Source organism: Membranihabitans marinus, assembly GCF_021729155.1.
Classification (GTDB): domain Bacteria; phylum Bacteroidota; class Bacteroidia; order Chitinophagales; family Saprospiraceae; genus Membranihabitans; species Membranihabitans marinus.
Window position 1 is genome coordinate 87,483 of record NZ_JAJQYA010000006.1, and the last position, 22,602, is coordinate 110,084.

At 37.8% G+C, this 22,602-nt stretch carries 17 protein-coding genes; 10 read left to right on the forward strand and 7 right to left on the reverse strand.

What is annotated here, in order from left to right; translation table 11 throughout:
• Positions 1-103 precede the first annotated feature (103 nt).
• Complete coding sequence (locus LVD51_RS05960; protein ID WP_236970289.1) at positions 104-1,261, forward strand: DUF6786 family protein; 1,158 nt, start codon at positions 104-106, stop codon at positions 1,259-1,261.
• Between the two features lie 411 nt (positions 1,262-1,672).
• On the opposite strand, the gene LVD51_RS05965 is transcribed toward LVD51_RS05960, so the two are convergent.
• Positions 1,673-2,218 carry an RNA polymerase sigma-70 factor gene (locus LVD51_RS05965; RefSeq protein WP_236970290.1) on the reverse strand — a complete coding sequence of 182 codons (546 nt, stop codon included), beginning with the start codon at positions 2,216-2,218 and terminating at the stop codon, positions 1,673-1,675.
• Between the two features lie 115 nt (positions 2,219-2,333).
• On the opposite strand from LVD51_RS05965, the gene LVD51_RS05970 reads away from it, so the two are divergent.
• The 4 genes from LVD51_RS05970 (at position 2,334) to LVD51_RS05985 (ending at position 9,771) form a co-directional block, all read left to right on the forward strand.
• A complete protein-coding gene (locus tag LVD51_RS05970) occupies positions 2,334-3,332 on the forward strand; it encodes a FecR family protein (protein WP_236970291.1) in 999 nt (332 codons plus the stop codon).
• Positions 3,333-3,415: 83 nt separating this feature from the next.
• The gene (locus tag LVD51_RS05975; protein ID WP_236970292.1) at positions 3,416-6,925 is read left to right on the forward strand and encodes a SusC/RagA family TonB-linked outer membrane protein; all 3,510 of its coding nucleotides are present in this window, start codon (positions 3,416-3,418) and stop codon (positions 6,923-6,925) included.
• 24 nt (positions 6,926-6,949) lie between these two features.
• Positions 6,950-8,713, forward strand: a complete 1,764-nt coding sequence (locus LVD51_RS05980) for a RagB/SusD family nutrient uptake outer membrane protein (RefSeq protein WP_236970293.1) — start codon at positions 6,950-6,952, stop codon at positions 8,711-8,713.
• Positions 8,714-8,874: 161 nt separating this feature from the next.
• The gene (locus tag LVD51_RS05985; protein ID WP_236970294.1) at positions 8,875-9,771 is read left to right on the forward strand and encodes an endonuclease/exonuclease/phosphatase family protein; all 897 of its coding nucleotides are present in this window, start codon (positions 8,875-8,877) and stop codon (positions 9,769-9,771) included.
• 58 nt (positions 9,772-9,829) lie between these two features.
• Here LVD51_RS05985 and LVD51_RS05990 read toward each other — a convergent pair whose 3' ends face one another.
• Genes LVD51_RS05990 through LVD51_RS06005 form a run of 4 tightly spaced genes read right to left on the reverse strand, consistent with a single transcriptional unit; the run spans position 9,830 to position 14,512 of the window.
• Positions 9,830-12,478 carry a TonB-dependent receptor gene (locus LVD51_RS05990; RefSeq protein ID WP_236970295.1) on the reverse strand — a complete coding sequence of 883 codons (2,649 nt, stop codon included), beginning with the start codon at positions 12,476-12,478 and terminating at the stop codon, positions 9,830-9,832.
• Positions 12,471-13,424: a FecR family protein gene (locus tag LVD51_RS05995; RefSeq protein ID WP_236970296.1), complete on the reverse strand. Its 954-nt coding sequence runs from the start codon at positions 13,422-13,424 to the stop codon at positions 12,471-12,473. The genes LVD51_RS05990 and LVD51_RS05995 overlap by 8 nt, the downstream gene beginning before the upstream one ends.
• A 6-nt stretch (positions 13,425-13,430) precedes the next feature.
• Positions 13,431-13,910, reverse strand: coding sequence for a putative metallopeptidase (locus LVD51_RS06000; RefSeq protein WP_236970297.1), 480 nt, complete (start codon positions 13,908-13,910; stop codon positions 13,431-13,433).
• Positions 13,907-14,512 (reverse strand): RNA polymerase sigma factor, encoded by a 606-nt coding sequence (locus LVD51_RS06005; RefSeq protein WP_236970298.1) that lies wholly within the window; start codon positions 14,510-14,512, stop codon positions 13,907-13,909. Before LVD51_RS06005 ends, LVD51_RS06000 begins: the two co-directional genes overlap by 4 nt.
• 148 nt (positions 14,513-14,660) lie before the next feature.
• Here LVD51_RS06005 and LVD51_RS06010 point away from each other — a divergent pair, with 148 nt between their 5' ends.
• Positions 14,661-15,362, forward strand: coding sequence for a hypothetical protein (locus tag LVD51_RS06010; protein WP_236970299.1), 702 nt, complete (start codon positions 14,661-14,663; stop codon positions 15,360-15,362).
• Between the two features lie 888 nt (positions 15,363-16,250).
• Here LVD51_RS06010 and LVD51_RS06015 read toward each other — a convergent pair.
• A complete protein-coding gene (locus tag LVD51_RS06015; RefSeq protein ID WP_236970300.1) occupies positions 16,251-16,979 on the reverse strand; it encodes a LytR/AlgR family response regulator transcription factor in 729 nt (242 codons plus the stop codon).
• Complete coding sequence (locus tag LVD51_RS06020) at positions 16,976-18,028, reverse strand: sensor histidine kinase (RefSeq protein WP_236970301.1); 1,053 nt, start codon at positions 18,026-18,028, stop codon at positions 16,976-16,978. Before LVD51_RS06020 ends, LVD51_RS06015 begins: the two co-directional genes overlap by 4 nt.
• A 451-nt stretch (positions 18,029-18,479) precedes the next feature.
• Here LVD51_RS06020 and LVD51_RS06025 point away from each other — a divergent pair, with 451 nt between their 5' ends.
• From LVD51_RS06025 to LVD51_RS06040, 4 genes are all read left to right on the forward strand, one after another.
• A complete protein-coding gene (locus LVD51_RS06025; protein ID WP_236970302.1) occupies positions 18,480-18,995 on the forward strand; it encodes a DUF6515 family protein in 516 nt (171 codons plus the stop codon).
• A gap of 81 nt (positions 18,996-19,076) precedes the next feature.
• Positions 19,077-19,454, forward strand: a complete 378-nt coding sequence (locus LVD51_RS06030) for a DUF4890 domain-containing protein (RefSeq protein ID WP_236970303.1) — start codon at positions 19,077-19,079, stop codon at positions 19,452-19,454.
• An 83-nt stretch (positions 19,455-19,537) separates the two neighbouring features.
• Positions 19,538-22,315, forward strand: a complete 2,778-nt coding sequence (locus tag LVD51_RS06035) for an outer membrane beta-barrel protein (protein WP_236970304.1) — start codon at positions 19,538-19,540, stop codon at positions 22,313-22,315.
• 43 nt (positions 22,316-22,358) lie between these two features.
• Complete coding sequence (locus tag LVD51_RS06040) at positions 22,359-22,577, forward strand: hypothetical protein (RefSeq protein ID WP_236970305.1); 219 nt, start codon at positions 22,359-22,361, stop codon at positions 22,575-22,577.
• Positions 22,578-22,602 lie beyond the last annotated feature (25 nt).

The following is a 22,602-nucleotide window of genomic DNA, read 5'->3' on the forward strand; positions in this document are numbered from 1 at the left end:
ATACATGAAAACATACCTTTACAGTCTTATTTTTATCGGCATAAATTTTAGTATATTTCTCGCCTGTAATGGAAATAACCCTAAAACTGAAAATAGTAAAATTATGTCCCAAACTTTTAAAAAAGGATCATTTGGATATGATCATGAATTTTTATCAAAATATTATAATCAACTGATTACATTATATAGTGACAATGGTCAAGCGGCCATCATTCTCTCTCCCGAATTGCAGGGAAGGGTGATGACCAGTACTTTGGAAGGGAAGTCTGGACGAAGTTTTGGATGGTTGAATTACGATTTAATTCAATCCGGCGAGGTCTTGGAGCATTTTAATCCTGTCGGTGGAGAGGAGAGATTTTGGTTGGGACCAGAAGGTGGACAATACTCTATATATTTTAAGCCAGAGGTGGATTTTGAATTTGAAAATTGGTACGTGCCAGCAGATATCGATACCGAGGCTTTTAATGTATTAGAGCAACACGAGGACAGAGTGGTTTTTCAACGTCAGATGAAATTGGAAAATTATTCTAAGAATGTTTTCGATCTCGATGTCGTACGTGAAGTAAAACTATTAGATGAAAAGTCAATTGAGGATTTTTTAAAGGTAAAATTGAATGGACTTGATGTAGTGGGCTATCAGACATCGAATTCCGTTAAAAATATTGGATCAGCCAACTGGGAGGCCGAAAGTGGATTGTTGTCTATCTGGTTGCTCAGTATGATGACGCCTTCACCAGGAGTAACGGTGGCTGTGCCTATACAAGCGGGCACATTGGAAGAAAAGGGCCTAGCCGTCAACGATAATTATTTTGGTGCTATCTCATCGGATCGATTAAAGAACGACGAGAATACGGTTTATTTTAAAGCCGATGGCAAGAGTCGTGGGAAGATAGGGATTTCTCCCCAACGAGCTACCTCATTTATGGGGAGTTATGATGCCGCCAATGAGGTGGTTTCCATTTTGGAGATTGCAGAAGTCAATGCCAATGATCGTTATGTCAACTCGGCATGGGAACTCCAAGAAGATCCCTATTCTGGTGACGCTCTAAATGCTTACAACGACGGTCCATTGGAAGATGGCAGTCAAATGGGGCCATTTTACGAAATGGAGAGTTCTTCTCCGGCCTTGGCTTTGAAAGTTGGAGAATCCTATACCCATGTGCAGAGAATCTATCATTTTAAAGGGGATAGGGATGGTTTGAATCAGATCACTCAAGCTTTGTTGAAGATTTCGATAGAAGATATGGAGGGGGCATTTTAATAAGGATATTAATCACGACTGATTTAGAAAAAATTATTTTTTTATAAAATTTTTATTCCATTTTAATGGTGATAAATCAGGTATAATGTCATTGCCATTGTCTCTCAATGTAGGAAATGAAAATGAAATAATCATTGTCTGTTTTATTTCGATTATTTTATGATACATAGGCAATGCCTTGCGTCTTCCAACATTGTCAAATGAGATTTGCAGTGTAATTGCGTCTCAGCTGAGAGGAAATTTCCTTTAAAAGCAGTCCTGACAGGACGATATATTTCAGGGTATGACGAAGTCCTGTCTTATTTGGATTATAGAAATAAGTCCCGAAAGGTCGACATAATTTTAAATTTCTGGCTTTCGAATAGAAGTGTTGTCAGGCTGGAGCACAGTGGCTCCGGTTCCCTCACTGGATTAAAGAAGAATAAACAAGGAAAGAATTACAAGAAGAAATAAGTGGTAATTGAGTTTTAGTGTTTTTAAGGTTTGAGCGAGATGGTTTCTTACGGTATGGGGAGAAATATCCAATTCCGAAGCTATTTCTTTATATGAAAGACCTTTTTCTCGACTCATTCGATAGATTTCACGTTGTCTATCAGGCAATCGATCGATAAAAGTATTTAGTTTTTCTTTTAAGTCATTGGCGATAATACTTTCTTCTACGTCAACATATTTTTCATCATAAGTCGTCAATATTTCTTCTTGTATATTGAGATTGTTCTTAATTTTTTTGAAATATTTATAGGTTCTATTCCTAGTAACTGTAAAAATGTAGGCTTCTATATCATCAATAGCAGCCAACTCTTTTTCGCGTTTTATTAATTGCAAAAAAACATCTTGAGTTAAATCCTTGGCGATATGTTCTGATATCACATGAACCAATGCAAATGCATATACGCGGGAATAATATGTTTCAATTAATTGATCTATCATGGTGTTGATGACCATAAAGCTACACATTACTCATCAATTTTCAATTTTAAGAAATTGTAAAAAATATTTTTATTAAAAAAAGAAATTTCAACTAGTACATCGAGGGAGAATAAGACTCAACCTATAAAATCAACAATTTTTTATGTCCCAAAATTCAAAAGGAGGGAAGGTTAATACGCGTATTCATCAACTTTATCAGAAGTTGGTGGATAGGACTATATCCCAAGAAGAGCTTAAGGAATGGTATTCATTAGTAAATCAAGATTCTGATGGTAAGCTATTGGAAAAAGAAATGCATTCGATTTGGGAAAATCCCCAAACTGAATTGAAAGGTAATGAATTACAACAACACATCAGTGAAACTCAGACTGCTATTAGGGATGATTATAATAAGACCAAGATCATTCATTTTTGGTCTAAGGTAGCTGCAGGAGCGTTGATATTAATCGTCAGTGTTTTGCTGTTAACGAGTCAAAAAAATACCTCTTATTATTCTACGGATTTTGGTGAACGTATATCTCTGGAATTGCCCGATGGTTCTATAGTGGAACTCAATGCTCACTCTGATATTACTTGGGACAATAACTGGGAAGAAACGGGAATACGGAAGGTTTCGGTTAATGGGGAAGTCTATTTTGATGTAAAGCATTTAAATGGTAATCAAAAATTTAGGGTTAAGACTAATGATTTAGAAATAGAAGTCTTGGGTACATCATTTAATGTCTCGACGCGAAGCGATAAAACGGAAGTTTTTCTAAAGGAAGGCAAGGTAAAACTTGGATTTCAGGGAAGGGAGTCCATATCTGATACTTTATATATGGTTCCGGGACAGAAAGTTAGTTATTCCAAAGATGGGGATAGGGTGGAAAAGGATGATGTTGTCAATGGAGAAAAGGAAGTGGGCTGGACTAAAGGCGTGTTGTACTTTGAAGATAAGTCCGTTGATGAAATTCTAGATAAAGTGAGTCAATTATACGGATTTCAATACGAGATACCAGATAGTATACTGGCGGATAAGAAGATGAATTTCGGTGTGCCATATGGTGATTGGGAATCGACAAAACAAGCTTTTGAGTTGACCATGAGACTGCGAATTGAGCAGGAAAATGGAAATGTGTATATGGTAAGAAAAGCTAACTAACAAGGAATGTGAGAGACCTGCCAGCTGATTGCGACGGCAGAGGCAGGTTCTCAACTATAATTTAAACATAAAAATTTAAAAGTATGAAATTAAAAAAGTTTACTCAAATGAAATGGAGTTTATCGCTCTTATTTCTTCTGTGTATGGTTAAATGGTCGCCTGCTATGGATTCGCCTATGGATACACAGGAAATGAAATTCCTAGAAGCCATCAAGGAAATTAGTAAAAGTTTTGACGTTTATTTTTCCTTTGATCGTGAAATGGTAGAAAATTTAACGGTTCATTACGATGCCAATAAGGTCAATACCTTGGAAGAGGCCATAGACCATATTCTCGAAGGGACGAATTTGTTTTATAAATTATTTGATAAGAGGTTTGTGATCATATATAGTAAAGACCTCGAAGGCATACGGTCCATGAAAAAAATGATGGCTCATATGCAGGAAATCCTTTCTCAGGATGAAAAATATTTAATTGAACCGACGAATCGATTGCCACTCAGGAAATTTTATGACAATCCCTATAGAGAATTAAGGGGATTGATCATCAATGTAGGGGGAATGGTGATCGACGATAGTGGCAATCCATTGATCGGAGTAACCGTGCGAATTAAAGGATCTCAAATAGGGACAGCAACAGATATGGACGGTAGATTTTCATTGTCCAATATTGACGAAAGTGCCACTTTAGTATTTAGTTATATAGGATATCAATCCATTGAAATTCCGGTTGATGGCAGAAGTAAGATTGAGATAACAATGATTGCCGATTCAGAAATGTTGGATGAGGTGGTCATAGTGGGTTATGGAAAACAAAAAAAGGTCAATCTAACTGGTGCGGTTTCCCAAATACAGAGCAAGGATTTTATTGATGAAAGACCGGTCTTATCTTTGGGACAAGCATTGCAAGGAGTGATTCCCGGACTGACTATTAGCCAATCCAATGGAATACCGGGAGAAGGGTATTCTTTTAATGTAAGAGGGTATACATCGATTAATGGAGGTTCTCCCCTGGTATTAGTGGATGGTTCGGAAATGGATCCCAGTCTAATTCCACCTTCTGATATCGAAAGTGTAACCGTACTTAAAGATGCGGCATCTGCGGCTATTTATGGAGCGCGAGCTGCCTTTGGTGTCATATTAATCACTACAAAATCGGGGAAAAAGAATTCCAAATTAACATTGAAATACACCAATAATATTTCTAGTACGAGACCGACCACCTTACCGGATAAGGTAGATCCCATAACTCAGATTAAGGTGGGAGGAATTCAATGGGAAAATGCAGGTAGAACCCCGGGCTGGTATTGGGGGCGAAATGTAGACACCTGGGTTGGATTGTACGAAGCTGCCGATTATGTGCCCAATTCAATACCCATTGTAGATGGTGTAGCCTATCCGTTGGGAGACAACAATAACATGATTGAACTGATGACGGAATCTAGTCTGTCTTCTCAACATAATTTTTCTGTGTCTGGTGGGTCGGATAAGACTACCTTTTTTTTAAGTGCAGGTTTAATGAATCAAGATGGGGTGTTGGCTTTTGACAAGGATAAGTATTCTCGAAAAAATATAATGACCAAGATTGATGCTGAAATCAATGATTGGCTCAGTGTGGGAACTACACTTGGCTATACCAAGGGCGTTCAGAATATGCCGTATATTCCTAATTACAGCAGTTATTTATACGATGTTTCTTATCTCAGGCCTACCTTTTGGCAGACTGGTATCGATGAAGTATCTGGTGCCCCATGGGGATTTTCGCCAGCGATGATCGAATTAGGAGCAAAAAATACCTATGCGACCGACAATGCCAATATTCAATTGCGTTCTGAGGTCAGTCCGTTTGAGGGATTTACAATTAATGCCAATTATACTTTTCGAAGTATTAAACAAGACGACAGCTACCATATCAATACTTATGAAATGGCGAATTCCACCAGTGGCCCTGGGGTAACTTTTAAATATCGGAATGACCCCAATAGTTTAAGAAAAACAGCTAGTGATGATAGCTATGAAAACCTATATATTACCGGGCAATACAGCAAAAACTTCAATGGCAAACACGATATTAAGGTCTTGGTTGGTTATAACCAGGAAAATAGTATCATAAGTTCGTATTATGCTGAAAGACAAAAATTGATTTCAGATGATGTGCCAGCATTGAGTTTGGCTACGGGCAATTCCAGTGTAAGTGACGATATTACCGAATGGGCGACTCGATCGGGATTGTATCGGTTCAACTATGCTTTGGCGGGTAAATATTTGTTTGAAACCGTCGGTCGATATGATGGATCTTCAAGATTTCAAAAAGACAATAGATTTATATTTTCTCCATCGGCCTCAGTGGGTTGGATTCTTTCAGAGGAGTCCTTCTTCAATGGTGCGAAGGAATGGTTGGATATGTTTAAGTTGAGAGCATCATATGGTTCTCAGGCCAATCAATCGGTTGGGGCTTATTCTTATTTGCCATTTATGGGGACGGGAACGGCCAATTGGATTCAAAATGGTGAGCGCCCCTTATATATTAGTGCTGGGGGTTTGGTAAGTGACTCATATACTTGGGAAAAGGTTAATATCTCCAATGTCGGTATAGATTTGGGATTCTTTAGAAACCGATTGGAAGCTAATGCTGAGATTTATCAAAGAGAAACCCAAGGCATGTTGACAGCAGGACAGGTTTTACCAACTTTGTTGGGGACTTCGGTGCCGCGAGAAAATGCTGCCGATTTAAAGGTCAAGGGCTGGGAATTGAGTCTTAATTGGAATGATAAAATCAATTCAAATTTTTCTTACAATATTGGATTGATCCTATACGATGATAAGGCTGAGATTACAAAATACGAAAATCCTACTCAATATTTGGGCAGTTTATATGTAGGCAAAGAGATAGGAGAAATATGGGGATATGAAACCGATAGATTGTTTCAGGCCAATGATTTTACGACTGATGTGGATGGAAATCGAAATTATGTAGATGGTTTACCCACACAAGATTTTATTTTCAGTAATAGAATACCTTATCCCGGTGACGTGAAGTACAAGGATCTCAATGATGATGGTGTCCTAGATCGCGGAGAATATACTTTGGATGATCACGGTGATCTTAAGGTGATTGGGAATTCGAGATCTCGATATCAATATGGTATTCGACTGGGTGGTAGATTTAAACAATTGGATTTATCTATTTTTCTACAAGGAGTGGCTAAAAAGGATTTGTGGACTAGCGGAGCTTTTGGGTTTACGGCAGGATCTTCCTATGAGTCTATATTTACTCATACATTGGATTATTGGACGGCTGAAAACACCGATGCTTTTTATCCCCGACCTGATGACAGAAGTTATAACAAACAAACTCAGACGAAATATTTGCTCAATGCAGCATATATGAGATTGAAAATGGTTAAACTCGGATATTCCCTTCCCCAAAATATTCTAAAGAAAATTAAGATAGAGAATGTAAGCATTTATTGTACGGCCGAAAACTTATTTCTTTTGTCTGGTTTGCCCAAAGGAATGGATCCAGAGCTTGGTTCAAGTTATACCTTTCCATTAGCCAAAGATATTTCTGTTGGGGCAACAGTTACTTTCTAATTTATATCCATAAAGATTCAAACAATGAAAAACATAATCATATTTACCTTTATTATCATCCTATCATTTTCGTGTAATGATGAATACTTAGAGAAAATACCCAAAGATCAAGTGACGAATGAAAATTTTTGGAATACTGATGGGGATTTTCAGACTTTTTCCCTAGGACTATATAATTTTTATGGCTTTGGAGTAGGCAATGCACGACCAATATCTTTAGACAACGATGAAGTGGTGGCGGGAAACCAGGTCCAAAGTAGTTTAATATTTGATCGAAGAACGGTTCCCAATACTGGAGGAGCTTGGTCATGGAGTTATTTGAGATCTTGTAATATAATGATTCGCGAGGCAAGAAATGCAGATTTAGATGCAGAGTCAAAATTGCACTGGGAAGGCGTCGGTAGATTACTTCGGGCTCGTGAGTATTTTTCCAAAGTAGTCAATTTTGGCGATGTACCATGGATAGATCAGGAGTTGGGAACAGAAAGTCCTGAACTTTTTATGAAACAAGATTCACGTTCTACTGTGATGAATAAGGTGTTGGAGGATTTACAATTTGCAGTGGAAAATATTCGAACCGATGCTGGTGTAAACCTTATTAATAGGGATGTAGCTTTGGCTATCAAATCTGAGATTTGCTTGTTTGAGGGCAGTTTTAGAAAATATCACACTGAGCTGGGATTGAGTGACAGTGATATGTGGCTAAGGGAAAGCGTTATCGCTTCGGAGGCTATTCTAAATTCAAATAAATACGCTTTGGCCGACGATTTTAGATCGATCTATTCGTCTGTGGACTTAGCTGGAAACCCTGAGGTCATCTTTTATAAGCAATACGAATTGGGTGTGATAGTCAATGTTCAAGCTAGATTGCTAGGTGTGAGAGATTATTATGGTGCGACAAAGAATGCTGTTGAAAGTTTTCTTTGCAGTGACGGACTTCCTTATGGTGTCAGTGATTTACAACCAAATGCCAAGGCTGGTTTACCTGTTTTGATCAATGATGAATTTAAAAATAGAGATCCGAGAATGAAGGCTACTTTACTGGTCCCATTTGATGAAAATAATCCTCCCCAAAATGATCCTTTGGTGATGGATGTAGGTGCATTGACTACTCCCAGCTATTCTCCTGCCCTTATCGGAGAATCTGGGATCTCCAATCCTACCGGTTACCCCCTTTACAAGTGGTGGAGTTTGGATACCCCGGTAGACGATGTCAATGGAACCTTAGACGCTCCCCTGTATACTTATAAAATGATATTGTTGAACTATGCCGAAGCCAAAGCAGAGTTGGGCGAGTGCGATAATGCAGTATTAGATAAGAGTATTAATCTGTTGCGGAATCGAGTGGGCATGCCCGCCTTCACTATGGAGTGGGTGAATAGTTTCGAAGACCCTAAACGACTTGAATATGCACCTGAGATTTCAAATCTTTTATGGGAAATTCGCAGAGAAAGAAGGGTGGAGACAATGTTGGAAGGAAGTAGATACGATGATATCCTTCGATGGAAAAAAGCGAGTTATTTCGGTAAGCCTATTTTAGGTGCATATATCGATTTGGATCAGCGTCCAGCAATTGAATACAATGAAGATGGAAGCAATAAAACCAATGTGATATTGGGAGATAAAGATGGAAATCCTCTTCCCGAGGGCAGTAGAATAGGCTATGTTTTGCCCTATATAGAAAGGCAACCAAATTGGTCGGATGATGACTTGAAAATGTATTATTATCCTATTAATTCGGAAGCACTGACCATTAATCCCAATTTGGAACAATCACCTGGATGGTAGTTTAATAAAAAAATGTAATCAATGCCGCTAGGGTGGTTTGATCCCAGTTTTCAATCACCCTAATGGTTATTTTTGTAGTCAATGGCATAAAGAGTGTTGTTTATTCATCATTAAAAATCTAGCCATTGGATTATCCTATTAATTTTTAAAGTTCAATGAAAATGAAAAATATATTTACCATTATTGTATTGTTTACCTGTCTAAGTTTAGGTGCACAAAGTGATATGAAGGTCATTACTTACAATGTATTAGAGGGCTTGGGAAATGAAGCTACATACGGAAAAGGAAGAAGAGATTCATGTGTACAGTGGTTGGATCAACAACAAGCTGATGTGATTGGATTGCAAGAGTTTTATGGTAGTGAAGCCATGTTGCAAGAGGACAGTAAGAGATGGGAGCATAATTACTTCGTTAAATCCGGTGGTGTAGCATTGACTTCTAGAAAGCCCATAGAAGTTATTAAGATATATTCAGAAAAGGGATTGGCCAATTCGGTAATTCATTGTCGTACCTTTGGTGTCGATTTTTTAGTTATACATCTCAGCCCATCGGATTGGAAATATCGGTTAAATGAGGCCCATAGAATTGAAAGTATCGTCGATTCCGTAAGATTGACTACCGATAAATACATAGTTTTAGGAGATTTTAATTCACATTCCCCATTCGATGGTGAACTGTATAATCAAAATCCTGAATTGGTGGCTAAATACCAAAAAGGAGATAGAATGAATAAAGCAAAGGGTAGTTTCAATAGAAACACAGTGAACGGTCGATTAGATTATAGTGTAATGTCTAAATTCTTATCATTTCCATTGATAGATGTAACTGAACATTATGTGCCTTTACATAATCGATTTTCATTTCCCACACCTATTCTAATCGGTGTATGGCGAACGGCTGGTAATATCGGACGTACGCCTGAGCGAATTGATTATATCTTATGTAGCAAAGAACTGAGTCCATATTGTAAGAATGTAATCATTCACAATGGAGAGGACAATGATTATATCTCTGATCATTATCCCGTGGAGGCCATATTTGATCTGAATTCACAGTAAATCAAAGTATTGGATTATAAGAATCCATTCAATGATTTGTATCTTCCACTGCTCAATATTAAAATTTCAATTTGAGGTATACATTGGTCGTTTGGCCCAGCTGGTGAACTTCTGTGGCAATAATATCACTCCTCAATGCAGTGGAGTTCGGTCTTGAACTGTATTGAATATAGTCTAAGTTTTGTCTGTTGAAGAGATTGAAGACATTGAGGCCAACTTCCATATTTACATTTTTGACCTTAAACAAATAACCCCCACCTAGATCAAATCGATGATAATTGGGTAGGGAGGATAAAAATTGATGGTAGTCATAGCTGTTTCGGATGGGATTTCCGCGTTGTGTGATTGACGCTAAATCGATGTATGGATTGCCGCTGGCAAAGACATAGGCCGCGAATAATTTGATTTTTTGACTGGGAAAATAATCGACTATGGTTTTCCATTGATGCCGGCTATCTTCTTTGTCAGGATAGCTTAGGTCTCGGTGGAAAAGTGATATTTCGTTGACCTTTTGAGACAAGGTATAGGTGTTGCTCGTTCTAAATTTTTTCCCATTATAGTTCAATTGTATGTCGATACCCTGAATTTTGTCTTGACCATTGATCAAGGCTTTTGAGCTCTGGGGCAATGCGTTGGGGAGATTTAAATCGAGTTGGTATTCGATTAATAAATTCTGTGCAGTATTGGATACCGACTTGTAAAAACCTTCTATTGTAGCCGACCATTTAGGTTTGGACCACATGATTTTTGTCGACCACTGATGTGCGTGGGCAATATTAATGTTTTCTTCATCGGCTAGCACCCAATAAGGAGTAGACTTACCAGAGAGATCTTCATTTTCGATCAGTTGGGCAAATTGGTGATAGTTGCCATATCCCGTAGACAGTATAATTTCGTCGTTGAGTTGGTAGGAAAGTTGAAGTCGCGGTGAAAAATGAAGGCTGGAGTTGACCTGGTATTGACTGAGACGCAGACCGGTGTATAGCTTCCATCGATCACTGATGTTGTAGTGGTATTCACCAAAGATGGAGAATATATTGGCCGTTTGATGGAGTAATTTATCTTGACCCAGATTGTCGCTGTTGGCCTTTAGTGACTCGATTTCCATACCTAGGGATAGTTTTTTATGGCGCTTACGGATAATTTCAATCTCTGATTGAAATTTTCTCGACAATATGGTATTCGAAAGAGATCGGTTATTGGTAATCATTACGTCATCTCTGTTTTCCGACCGAAAGCTGAATTCATTGATAAAGTCTGTATTCGACGACAATTTACTTTCGGTGTAAAGAGATTTGAAAGTGAGTTGTGGAGACCATTCACTGAGGTATTGCAATGAGTATCCATTGTTTTTCCACCTTCCCGATTCCCCGATGGTTTCTTCTATATTGAAACTGACCAGTCCGTTGACTCTTCCTCTAGTTTGGCTGTTGTTAGAGCGGTAACCGTAATTGTCTACAGCATTGAAGTAAGAAAATTGTAACTGATTTTTTCTATTTATTTGCCAATATAATTTTCCAAAATAATCTTGAAAAGAATAGTCAGGTTGAAAAGCTTGGGCATAATCTTCATCAGATAAGTTGGATTTAATTCTTGGAGTAATGGATTTTTGGGCCAATAAATCGTAGGAGGGATCAGTTACAAAGTCTGATGTAGTTTTGCGAGCGGAAAATAAGACTTTTAGTTTATCGGTGATGGGAATGGTTGTGGTAATATCGGAAGTGAGCAGGCCAATGTTGATGGTGGTATTAAAATTGGACTGAATTATATTGTCGGTTTGAAAGGCCACCACTCCAGAGGTTTTTCCTCCGTAAATGGATGGAAATACGGTTTTGTAAATCTGATAGTCGTCAATATACTCAGAGTTGATATTTGAAAAAAGTCCGACCATGTGTTGAGCCGTCCACAGGGTTATGCCATCGAGACTTATTAAGCTCTCATCGGCATCGCCACCTCTAATCTGAATCCCAGACGCCTGATCTTTGTGCGCCGTGATGCCGGGTAATCTTTTTATGTCTCGGACAAGATCGCCATCGATGTCTAAGAATTGAGATGTACTATCGGAATTTCTTTTTTTGAGACCTGATTGGTCGTCGGCAAGATCGAAGGACTGATCGACAATGATCATGCCAGATATGTATTCTTGTTTGGGCTGTAGGACGATGTGTTCCAGATCGATTTTAGTACTTTTAGAGAGCTTTACAATGAGGGGGGAGTACCCCACGTAGGAAATTTCAATGTATCCTTCAGCACTTTTGTCGGTATTTAAAGTGAATTGACCTTGGGTATCGGCATAGCAACCATAATGACTGTTCATCAATCGAATGGTGGCAAAGGGTAGGGCAGAACCATCGGGGGCCAATATTTGTCCCGAAATAACTTGAGATTTCGAATGAGGAATTTCTCGCAATAGAATTTCTTTACCTTTTTTCTTAAATTCTAAATTGGTATTGGCGAGAATGGCTTTTAAAAAAGCATTAAAATCGTTTTCCCGAATGTGATGATGGCTTAGTCTGATGGAGTCGACCAAGGTGTTGTCATAGGCGAAAAGTAGTTGATAGGTCGATTCGAGTTGATGTAATACATCGGATAATTGGCGGCTGTCTTCTATTGTCATTTCAAATGCATAGTCAGTGGACTGGGCAAAAGAGACATTAGTATGGAGGAGTAGTACAAAAGAAATATAGGATATAAGGTTTTTATTCATCTACATTTTTAATGGTTACGCGATTGCCATGGATAACATACTGTAAATTTAAAGGCCAACAGACATTTGATAAAGCTTTTTCAAGGTCATTGCGTTCGAAAAACCCAGTATATTTCATATGTTTTAAATGTTCGGGTATTTCGATGTTTACCTTGTATTGTCTTTCCATTTCTGCGAACACTTCTTCTACAGGCATATTATCAAAACGGAAAAAACCATTCATCCATTGTGATTGAGCTGCCGTGTCGAAAGTGGTTTTAGCATTGTTGTAGAAGGTCGAATACATTTCTCCTGGAAGTAAGATGTTGTCATTTTTATTGACTTGAACACTTACTTTGCCTGTATAGCATCGAACGATGTAATTTTCTTGTCGGGCATAGACGGTAAAGGTGGTTCCCAATACTTTGGTACTACCCTGTTTGCTATCTACGGTAAAGTCAGATCCTTTGGCTACATTGAAGTAGGCTTCTCCACTTAAATCTACTCGACGATCTAAATTCCAGTTGCGTTTATTGAAAGAAATAGAAGATTCACTGTTGAGCAATACTGTACTATTGTCTGGAAGACTGACTAATTGGGTTTGGCCTTGGGCGGTATAGAAGGTGGTGTTGTAAAACAATGTATTGATTCCTAGGTAGATAAGTAGTAGTAGGGAAGCGGCAATAGAGGTCCAGTATATAAGTTTCCTAGTTTTCGATGGTTGATGAACTTCTATGTTCTGGTTAATTTTTTCCCATATGGCAGCCGGGGCATTGGGGTCTATATTGGGAGTTTCTATTTTTAAATGCGCAACAATGAGTTGTGCTTCTTCAAATATCTCTTTTTGATGAGGTTGGTCATGTATAATCGATTGCCATTTGGCTACATCTTCGGGGTTGGATTGTAGGACAAAGCTTTTAAAAGATTTGTCTGATATTAATTCTTCAATGGTATAGTTTTTATTCATTCCCTTCTATTTTATATCGAACAATTCATCGATGAATTCCGATCTATTTCGCGAATTGTAGATGTTTCTACAGTCCGAAGTCCCACTATTCATAATGCTTACACAGGCGCCGAATTCGTTTTTGTTGTCATTGTGTAATTTCTCGAGGTAACAATGTCCCAATTCGTGGAACACAAGATATTCTTTTTCAAGCTCACTGGCTCGATTCCAATAATTTTGGTCGAGGGTGATTTTTCTGGGTTGATCCGGAGAATAACTACATTGACCTACCGTATTGTCGGGGAGGTCAGCAAATTCTCCATATATATTTTTTGAATCTACATCGTAATTGAGACCGCGCTGGAGGGCTTCTTCCTCGAAGGCTTTGAAATAGGACTGGATTTCGTCGGGAGATTCCACAAGAGAGTCGGCAATGATATCGTCTTCATAACAGCCGGTGAGTGAAATAAAAATCGCCAATACTGTGATATTTGTCAGATTCTTCATAATGTGATGTTTACAAGTAATAGAGACCACAGTTGGCTATATGTAATCATTTTTGAAAATAAAATGATTAGAATTATAGAAATCAGTGTTCGTAGGGCTGAAATTGCTCGGCTATAGAGGTTTCGAACTGACTGGTATTGCATATTCATGATCTGAGCAATTTCCTCATAGTCCATGCCTTCAAAGTATTTGAGGTAGATAATTTCCTTTTGTCGATGACTGAGTTGGTCGATTTTGGATTTAAGTATGGCAATTTTCTCTTGATTTTCATCATTGACATTTTCATCGTCAATATAGATGGCTGCATCAAAAATATAGTTTTCATCAGTAGAATCGACACGGTTGTGATAAGATGAATTAACTTTTCTAATGATTTTTCGTTTCAAACTCGACATGAGGTAGGCCTTTATGCTTTGGACTTCGCTCAGGTTTTCGCGGTTTGTCCATATACTGGTAAATATTTCTTGAATGGCATCTTCGACAAGGTTGGTATCCTTGGAAAATTTCTGACCATAGGCCAGTAGCAATTGTATATGAGATTCATATACTCTTTTTAATGCTTGATTGTCGCCCCTTCTTATATGGTTCCAGTCTTTATTCATACTTGATTAAAACTAGGCTATCTCAATGGAAATTTTCTAAAGGAATAATATTTTTTTAAATTTTTTTTTGGGAAACTGAGTACAAAATCTAAAGTGCTGTCTTTATCTCCATGAACATTTATTCAATCTATCTAAAAAAATACTAATTATGAATTTATCCAAATTGAGTTTTTTTGCATTAATGCTTTCCCTATTAATGATTTCGTGTACCGAGGGCGTCGTCAATACAACTGAGGATCTCACGCTAACCGATGAAGAATTGGCCGAGGGGCAAATTAATGACATGTGTGCTAGTTCGTGTTTTGACCTCGTATTTCCCTTGTCCATGAATTTTCCCGATGGAACTACTGCAACATTTGATGATGTAGATACCATGAGATCTTCTTTATTGGAATGGAGAAGAGCCAATATTGGCGAATATGAAACATGGCCTGAGTTGGTGTATCCTATATCTGTGATATTGGATGATGAAACCGAATCGGAAATTGCCAGTGCCGAAGAGTTTAAAGCTTTAATAGCAGAATGTAAGCCCTTTGGTCGTAAAGGTAAGCGAGCAGGAAAGGGAATTAAAGATAAGATAAGAGATAAAATAAGCCTTGATTCGTGTTTTACTTTTGTCTATCCGATTTCATTTGCTTTTCCCGATGGCAGTGAGGTCGCCTATGATAGTGGCAGTGAAGTATTGGAGGGATTAAAAGCATGGAAGGAGACTGCCGGTGAAGATGAGGAAGGTCAACCCGAATTGGTATATCCTATTTCGGTGACTTTGGCTGATGGAACAGTGCAGGAATTGGCGTCTGCTGAGGAAATCAAAGCCCTTAGAGAGACTTGTAGACCTGATCGAAGATAGATTTTATAAAACGCAATTGATATAAGAGGCAATGCTATCTATTTTATATAGGTCTTTAATACCAAATGTGATTTGTAATGTCGGTTAAGATTTTGAAGGTATTTGATGTTAGACGAGGCTAATCTAAATATAACCGACAATTATAACCGCAATTGGTATAAGTATTGGATGCGATGTGGATAGCATCCGCGATTGGTTTAGGGGGGCAGATTGCTCCCCTTTTTTTTTGAACGCCTGGCTATAGATAAATGCTCTTTAGATGTGTTTTTGTTGGTTTTTTGCCTTGAATGCAATTTTTATTCTTTTTGAGTGTTGTTTAAGGCTGGTTGGTGATTTAATATTCTATATTATATTCGATTGCGAAATAATTAATTTTCGTACTTAATTTTAGGTGTTGATTATAAATATTTCAATAATAAGGCTATTATAATAGCAATATTGTATATAATTAATCTTTTTCTTATTATTATTTGAATTTCTTACTTAGTTTATTGTATATTTGTCAACGTAATCAATAAGATGGTTATTTAATAACATACTGTGAGGTGACGAAATAGGCAGCCGTGCCCTCTTGTCTCGAGGGTGGAGATCACGGAATAAACTAGATATAATGGCTTTTTCTTTAGATTTAAGTCTAGGGTTGACCACTGAAATTGTATCTCAGCTAACCGCTCTGTGTAGGTTCGATTCCTACTCTCACAGCCAATAAAGGCCGAACATCACATTGATGTTCGGCCTTTATCATTTTATTATCTAGAGATTAGGCCTTGTAGTGATATTAGTGATGATTTCAACAAAAAGTAAATAAATGTTACTGTCGTTGGATTGTATAACAGGTGTGCCGTGATTTTGGACTCGGTTTTCTCGATAGGACAGTTTTCTTTGAAATTAAAACACTCGCTTCATGACTTCCTCTTTGTAGCTGGCTCCTATGGGAAGTTTTTTATTGGCAATATGTACCATGTTGCCCTCCAAGGCTGTAATGCGATGGATGGGTGCAATATAAGATTTATGTATTCTGATAAATTGATCAGCCGGCAATTCTTGTTCTAATTTTTTAAGGGAATTGAGGGACAATAATCGATGTCCTTCGGTGTGGAAGGCCACATATTCTTTCATGCTTTCGATGTATAAAATATCGCTGTAGAATATTCTAAAAACCTTAAATTCTGATTTGACTAAAACATAGTCTTTCTCTGGAACTTCATCCGATTGAATCTTTGATTGTTCAGGAATTTCACTGACTTTGTCCTGATTTTCGAGTAATTTTCCAGCCTTGTTGACCGCTTGTAAAAACCGCTCAAAACGAAAGGGCTTTAACAAGTAGTCTACTACATCGAGCTCGTAACTTTCCAAGGCATATTCTTTATATGCCGTAGTAAATACCACAAGGGGCTTAACGGATAAGGTCTTTAAAAACTCTACTCCTGTAAGTTCTGGCATTTGAATGTCTAGGAAAATTAAATCAATTTGATTGCTTTGCAAATATTGCAGAGCTTCGATAGGATTTCGACACTTGCCAACTACTGTTAAGTGCGGCAATTTGCCGATATAGTGCTCTATTAAATTGCGAGCGGGTTCTTCATCGTCTACAATAAGGCAATTAATTATTTTCATCGCACTATTAGTTTTAGATTCACTCGAAATTCATCCTCTGTTTTTACAATATTTAAGTCGTGAAGATTTCCTGGGTAGAGGAGGTGTAGCCTTTTTTTGATATTTTCTAAACCCACTCCGCCTACTTTGTCTACGGTATATGCTTGTTTAGGTAAGCTGTTGACTACATTAAGCATAATTTTATTCTCTTGGGTTTCAAAATTTATTCTGATAAATCCATTTAATTGATCTTCGATCTTACTGTGTTTAAAGGCATTTTCTACAAAAGGAATAAATAACAAAGGGGCAATCATATAATTGGGATGATTGATATGGAGGTTTAATTTAACATCCATGCCCTGGCTATCTTTTAGCAATACCAAATTAACAAAATTTTCGATGTAATTGACTTCATTGCTTAGGGCTACCTTTTCTTCATTGGCATCGTAAACCATATAGCGCAAGATCTCAGACAATTGCATTACGCTGTCAGGGGTTTGCGGTGCTTGGACAATGGATAAACTATAAATGTTATTCAACGCATTAAACAAAAAATGTGGATTGATCTGTGATTTAAGAAATTTAAGCTCGGTTTCTAACCGCTCTTTGTCCAATCGAATGGCTTCCTTTTCCTTTCTGTTGGCATATCGACTGATTTCTATAAGGGTATTGCCCAGCCAAGCAATTAAAAATGGCAATGTTCGGGCCATCCATTTCATACTCAATAAAATCGGGCGTCTTCTGTTTCCTCCATCTCTGTGAACAGGGAATTTGCTAATATCTTCTGCCCATGGCCATACTTCATGGAAAAGTAACAATACCGTGAAGAAGAGAAGAGCCATTGCGCCAAAAATAAATAATATAGGCTTTTTCTTAAAGTATAATTTGGGGAGTAAATATTTTTCATTGACCACAACGACTAGCGCTATACCTATAAAGGTTACTATTATTCGCCGAATCATAAAATCGGGAAATGCAAATCCGTCGGTCAATGGAACGGTTACCAGAAACCAAGCGGCCCACCATAGAAGGATTTGGCCTAACAATTTATAATTTTTACTGCCTGTCATTTTACAAAGATGAATGCTTTATTTATTTATTCAAAAGTATTGTCAACCAATGGCCATGTCTTATCTATCAATCCCATAAATGTCTCAATAACTTTCTATTCTGCAAGAAAATAAGTGATATAGATAAGAATCTACTCTTTATCGGTGCAATGATGAGGTTGATTGAAAATCTTTGAATCGATGGTCCATTCACTTCATATTTACAACAGAATTAATCGCAATACAATACTGAGACGATTGCAATTAAAAAATATATAAAAAGTAGGCATTGAGATCTATTAAAGATGGCTGAAGATAAAAAAGAGAATATGAAAAAAGCTAATACACAATAAGACCAAATGCATTTGGTATAAGTCCAGACATGAAAATCAAATAACCTTCCTCATTTGGCGAAGGAATCAATTGGAAATGAATTGGATGTAGTTTTTAATAATGTAAAAATGTATAAGTTATGAAAAATCAATGGAGTATCAGTTTGTTAGCCTTGGCTATCATATTCGTTTCTGTCAATCAAACCATAGCTCAACGAAGTGTCAAAGTAGTTGAAAAAACAGTAGTTAAAAAAGAACCATCTCCTAAATCTGTAAAGGTGGTGGAGAAGACGGTAGTTCGAAAAAATCATCCTGTACAAACCGTGCAAGTGGTGGAACGGACGGTGGTTCAGAAAAGTGCTTCTCCTAGAGCCGTAAATGTTGTGGCGAGAAGTATTCCCGCCTTACCGAGAAATAGCGTTGTTGTACACCATGGCAAGCTGGATTATTATTTTTCCAATGGACTATTTTATCAACCATATAGGGGAGGATATGTGGTTGTAAGTCCTCCTATTGGAATCCGTATTCCAGCCTTGCCTTTGGGGTATGCAAAGACGCGAATTCACAACCAAATATTCTATAGATATCAAGATGTGTATTATAAACCCATTTTACTGGCTAATGGTAGCCAGATTTATGAAGTGGTTCCCGCATAAATAATAGAACCGCTTCGACTCATGGTTCGATGTCAAATCGAAATAAAAAGTATTTAATTAATCAATATAAAATCAATAAAAATGAAATTATCAATCAAGAGTTTAGCAATCACTTTGTGTTTTTTAGGATTACAATTTGCCGTTCACGCGCAGCAAAGAGGCAATATGTCTCCTGAAGAAAGAGAAGAAAAACAATTGGAAAGAATGGTCGAAAATTTGGATCTGGACGAAGGTCAAGTGGCCGATATAAAGGAGATCAATGCCAGCTTTGCCGAGAAAATGAAAACGGCTAGAGAAAGTGGAAAAGATGATCGGGAGGCCATGCGTGAAACTATGCAGACCATTCAAGCTGAAAAAGAAGCTGAATATGCCAAAATATTGAGTGAGGAACAACTGGCAAGCTATAAGGAAATGGCTGCCAAGCAACGACCTTCTCGCGGAGGAAGAGGAAATCGTTAGAGACGATTCACATTAATTTTTGAATACAGATGTACTTAATTAAGTCAGATTGGAAATATTTTTTTGCTTCTAAATTTTTTATAATGAAAAAGATCCTATTGTTCGGTATGTTTTTTCAATTAATGGCCATGACCGTTATGGCTCAAACATCGACATTGGTCGGTCAGCTGGTAGATGCAGATGACCAATCTGGCTTAATTGGTGCACATATAGTGTTGAAGAGCGATGCTTATCTCGGATCTGGGATATCAGATCAGGACGGATCCTTCCGCATAGAGGGGTTGAAAGAAGGAGGATATGAAATGCAAATATCCTATATAGGCTATGAAACCATATATAAAGATGTGGTGATTAAAGGTGAAGTGGTAAATCTCGGTGTTGTCAAGTTGAAGGAAGGTTTGCATTTGGATGAATTAAGAGTAGTTAAAGAACAATTGTCGGTAGTGCAGAATGGCGATACCACCCAGTTTAATGCCAGTTCGTATAAGACCTTACCCGATGCTTCAGCAGAAGATTTGATTGAAAAAATGCCGACCATCGTCATTGAAGACGGTCAAGTACAGGCACAGGGTGAAGATGTAAAGAAGGTATTGGTAGACGGCAAGCCGTTTTTCGGTAACGATCCAACAGCGGCATTGAGAAATTTGCCAGCTGAGGTTATAGAAAAAATACAGGTGTATGACGAGTTGAGTGACCAAGCTAAGTTTACTGGATTTGACGATGGAGAGACTACTAAGACTATCAATATCGTTACTAAGTCCAACAGAAATACAGGGCAGTTTGGAAAAGTGTATGGAGGATATGGATATGAGGACAAATACGTTGCTGGTGGGAATATCAATATATTTAATGGCGATCAGCGATTGTCCATTATTGGATTGACGAATAATATCAATCAACAGAATTTTGCTTCTGATGATATTTTAGGTGTGATTGGAACTTCTGGAAGTCGAGGAGGAAGAAGAGGTGGCGGTGGTGGCCCAGGAGGTGGCGGTCCAGGCGGCGGCCCTGGAGGGAGTAGTTCCACCAGTGATTTTTTAGTACCTCAACAAGGGGGTATTTCTTCTACAAATGCCTTGGGTTTTAATTTTACGGACGAATGGAATGACAAATGGAAGGTTTCTGCCAGTTATTTTTTCAACGAAACCGATAATCTAACCGAACAGCTTTTGACTCAGCAATATTTTGATGCAGAGGGGTTAACCTCAATGTATGATGAGGAAAGTTTTGCGAATAGTACGAATCAAAACCATCGATTTTCAACCGTTATCGATTACCAGATGAATGATAGAAACTCATTGATTTTAAGATCAAATTTGAGTTGGCAGGGCAATGATGGAATAGAAAATGTATTTGGGCAAACCATGTGGCCAGATCTCAGTGAGAGTCAATATACCAGTGAATTTACCGCTGATTTGTCTGCTTTGAGTATTAGCAATAATCTATTGTGGAGACACAACTTTGAAAAAATGGGGCGGACTTTTTCCGTTAATTTAACTCAAGGTCTAGCTCCTTCCATCGGAGATAGTTACCTGACATCAAATAATATTTTTGAAGGTGTAGAAGACCTTTTGCAACAGCATACTACCTTGGACAATCAACAATGGAATATGGGAGTCAACGCTCAGTATACTGAACCTCTGGGTGATAAAGGTCGAATGATGTTTGATTATCGATTTGCCTATCAACAGGAAGAGAGCAATCAATCTACTTACGATTACGAAGAATCGAGTCAGGAATACGACTTGTACAACGATGAATTGAGCAATATTTTTTCTAGTGATTATGTGAGTCAAACCCTAGGTACTGGATATCAATTGAGACAAGGTGACTGGCATATGATGGTGAGAGGTGGAGTGCAATGGTCCAATATGTTGGCCGAACAGCAACTGCCTTACGAGTCTGTCAACGATGTGGTTTATTGGAATGTACTGCCTATGGCCAATTTATTCTATCGACCTTCACGTACAGAAACATTTCGATTGTCCTATCGAGCTAGAACTGATTTGCCTTCGATTACTGAGTTGCAAGACGTGATTGACAATTCCAATCCGCTTCAGTTGACTACTGGGAATCCGTTATTGGATCAAGGTTACCAGCACAGTTTGTCTGCCCATTATAACAAGACCATTACTGAAAAATCTGCAGTGTTTTTTGCCCGTTTGGCGGCGACTATCGATAATCAATATATTGGGAACTCTACTTATTCCTCGGCATCAGATTACGATGCAGATTTGGCTTCTAGTGCTCAGATTACCGTGCCTGTGAATCTAAGTGGGTATTATACTTTGCGTTCTATACTTACTTATGGTTTTCCGATAACTCAGATCAAGTCAAATTTGAATATAGATCTTTCGAGTAGCTATACTCATAGCCCAAGTTTGATCAACGAAGTGCTGAATTATTCCAAAAACACCAGCATGGGACTTGGTCTAACACTTTCTTCCAATGTGAGTGAGCGAATGGATTTTACTTTGTCGTCTAGAACATCTTACAATTTTGCTAAGAACACTTTGCAATCTGTTTCCAATACCAATTATTACAATCAAAGTACAAAATTGAAATGGGATTGGATTATCACCGATGGTTGGGTATTTAGAAACGAACTCAATCATTCTATGTACCGAGGTCTGGGAGAAGGATATGATCAAAACTACCTTTTATGGAACTTTAGCTTGGGCAAAAAAGTGTTTAAAGACGATCGTGGTGAGATTGGCTTAACGGTTTTCGATTTACTCAATCAAAACAGTGCCATTTCGAGAAATGTAACGGACTATTATACAGAAGATCTACAGACCAACGTCTTGGGCCAATACCTAATGGTGAATTTTAAATACGATATAAGAAATTTTAAAATTTAAGAAGCAGACTGATTCAGATCAATTCATGAAATAAAATAAAATTATGAATGTATTAAAATGGGTTTTATGCCTAGGTAAGAAAAATTCGCTGCAGTCCAATAAAAAATTTCAGTTAGAAAAATGGATAGGTAGAGATAGGCATAGAGATGTTCTCTTCAAGTTTAATAGAAGTGCGATAGTCGTGAATACCAGCATTGTCTGGGGTAGTGTTTATCCTGAAATGGAGGCGGTTTTTATTCATTACCAAAGGAATACATATTAATTCACTTTTTGCGAGGTCACCAACC